The sequence below is a fragment of the Mesorhizobium sp. B3-1-7 genome (assembly GCF_006439385.1).
Classification (GTDB): Bacteria; Pseudomonadota; Alphaproteobacteria; order Rhizobiales; family Rhizobiaceae; genus Mesorhizobium.
The window spans coordinates 1-1,782 of record NZ_VFTL01000083.1 but is presented as its reverse complement, the minus strand read 5'-3'; the positions used below and the strand labels follow the sequence as shown (position 1 = coordinate 1,782).

Sequence of the window (1,782 nt, the reverse complement as noted above, 5' to 3'; positions counted from 1 at the left end):
GGGGGGGGGGCGCCACCGCCGCCGGGCGTTGTTATTTCAGCCGGGACGATGCCTCGCCTTGATTAGGCGCCGTAGCGAGTTGTCACCGGCAGCGCATCTGAGCAGCGCCTTCCCCCACTCCGTCGCCGCTTCGCGGCGCCACCTCTCCCCCCTCCGGAGGGAGAGGAAGGGAGCCTGGCAGACTAAGTTCGCGCCCTTCCTCTCCCCCGTCGATCGGGGGAGAGGTGTCGAGCGCAGCTCGACGGAGTGGGGGTCGACCTGCCCCGGACTCAAACATGCAGCGCGTGGCCGAGCGCCTTCAGCGCCGCTTCCTGGAACCCTTCGCCCTGCGTCGGATGCGCATGGATCGTGCCGGCGATGTCCTCCAGCCGCGCGCCCATCTCGAGCGCGAGACCAAAGGCTGCCGCCAGTTCCGACACGCCTTGCCCGACCGCCTGGATGCCCAGCACCAGGTGGTTGTCCGCGCGCGCCACGACCCGCACAAAACCGTCCTCGCCCTGCTTGGTCATCGCCCGGCCGTTGGCGGCGAAGGGAAACTGGCCGATCTTGATCTCGCCGGCGAGCGCCTTCGCCTCTTCCGGTGACAGGCCGGCGGTGACCAGCTCCGGATCGGTGAAGCAGATCGCCGGAATGGCGCGCTTGTCCCAGCTTCTTTTGTGGCCGGCGACGATCTCGGCCACCATCTCGCCTTGCGCCATGGCGCGATGCGCCAGCATCGGCTCGCCGGTGACGTCGCCGATCGCAAAAATGCCGCGCATCGAGGTGCGGCACTGGTCGTCGATGCGGATGAATTTTCCGGCCTTGTCGAGGTCGATCTGCTCCAGGCCCCAGCCCTCGGTCAGCGGCTTGCGCCCGACCGTCACCAGGATCCTGTCGGCGGCGAGTTTGGCGTTCTTGCCATCTGGCGTCTCGACCAGCAGCGCGTCGCCCTTGCCCGCCTGTCCCTGGGTCGACAACCCCTTGGCCTTGGCCCCCAGCATCACCTCGACGCCGAGCTCGCCAAGCCGCTTCAGCACCGGCCGGGTCAGCTCGGCATCATATTGCGCCAGCACGCGCGGCAAGGCCTCGACCACGGTGACCTTGGCGCCCATCTTGGCGAAAGCCATGCCGAGCTCGAGCCCGATATAGCCGCCGCCGACGACCGCGAGCTTCTTCGGCACGTCACTCAGCGCCAGCGCTTCGGTGGACGAGATCACCGGGCCGCCAAAGGGCAGGAACGGCAATTCGACCGGCGCCGAGCCGGTGGCGATCACCACCGTCTCGGCGCGGATCACCTGCGTGCCGGTCTCGGTCTCGACCTCGACGGTCTTGCCGTCCCGGAACGTCGCCCAGCCTTGCACGGTCTTGACCTTGGCCTTCTTGAGCAATCCGGCAACGCCGCTATTCAGCCGGCTAATGATCCCGTCCTTCCAGGCGACGGTTTTTGCGAGTTCCAGCGTCGGCGCGGCGGCGACCTTGATGCCCAGCGGATCCTTGCCGCCGGCCATATGCGCGACCTTCTCGAACTCTTCCGCCGCATGGATCAGCGCCTTGGACGGGATGCAGCCGACATTGAGGCAGGTGCCGCCCGGCTTGCCGGCCTCGACGATGACCGTGTCGACGCCGAGCTGTCCGGCGCGGATGGCGCAGACATAGCCGCCCGGACCGGCGCCGATAACCAGCAGCTTGCAGGAGATTTCTTTCATGATGGCACCTTATGTTGCGGCCTGGGGAACATAGGTCGCGATCCTTCGCGCCCCCCTCTGTCCTGCCGGACATCTCCCCCACGAGGGGGGAGATCAG

At 67.6% G+C, this 1,782-nt stretch carries 1 protein-coding gene; it reads right to left on the bottom strand.

Annotation, left to right across the window (positions count from 1 at the left end):
* Positions 1 to 269: 269 nt before the first annotated feature.
* Complete coding sequence (gene lpdA, locus FJ417_RS32955; RefSeq protein ID WP_140786337.1) at positions 270 to 1,685, bottom strand: dihydrolipoyl dehydrogenase; 1,416 nt, start codon at positions 1,683 to 1,685, stop codon at positions 270 to 272.
* Positions 1,686 to 1,782: the final 97 nt, after the last annotated feature.